An 861-nucleotide genomic window follows, 5' to 3' on the forward strand; every position below is an offset into this window, starting at 1 on the left:
CGCATGAGATCTTTGACATATTGACACAAGCAAGACTGTAAGAATAGTAACGAATCACGTGGACTGCTAAGTCCATGTAGACGATACAGCTGAAGTATGGGCTGCGCGCCTTCCCTTTTTGGGGAGTGTGCGCTGGCGTAAAGAAAGTAATTAAGGGCGCATGGCGGATGCCTTGGCTCATGGAGGCGATGAAGGACGTGATAAGCTGCGATAAGCCGCGGTAAGGTGCAAATGACCCTTGACCCGCGGATTTCCGAATGGGACAACCCACCCGCGCAATACGCGGGTATCACCGCACAGTCGGTGAGGCGAACCGGGGGAACTGAAACATCTTAGTACCCCGAGGAAGAGAAAATAAATTAATGATTCCCCCAGTAGTGGCGAGCGAACGGGGAAGAGCCCAAACCGGCGTTGTGGCAACGCATCGCCGGGGTTGTAGGACCGCGCCGTTGTACCTTGCGTGTGAGGAGAACTCTCCTGGAAAGAGAGGCCGTAGCGGGTGAGAGCCCCTTATCCGAAGCACAATGGGACATAGCGGTATCCTGAGTAACGCGGGACACGAGAAATCCTGCGCGAACCGGCCGGGACCATCCGGTAAGGCTAAATACTCCCATGAGACCGATAGCGAACCAGTACCGTGAGGGAAAGGTGAAAAGCACTTCGACAAGAAGAGTGAAATAGTTCCTGAAACCATGCGCCTACAAGCGGTCGGAGCTGCTTTTGCAGTGACGGCGTGCCTTTTGCATAATGAACCTACGAGTTACCTTCACCAGCAAGGTTAAGGGCCACAAGGCCCGCAGCCGCAGTGAAAGCGAGCCTGAACAGGGCGTTTGTCCCCTCGGGGACAAAGCGCACGCAAGT

General features: G+C 54.8%; 1 rRNA gene. It reads left to right on the forward strand.

The annotated features are described in order from the left end of the window. Positions 1 to 140: 140 nt before the first annotated feature. Positions 141 to 861, forward strand: a 23S ribosomal RNA gene (locus tag HMPREF0670_RS16870); the annotation flags it as partial.

The sequence above is a fragment of the Prevotella sp. oral taxon 317 str. F0108 genome (genome assembly GCF_000162415.1).
Classification (GTDB): Bacteria; Bacteroidota; Bacteroidia; order Bacteroidales; family Bacteroidaceae; genus Prevotella; species Prevotella conceptionensis.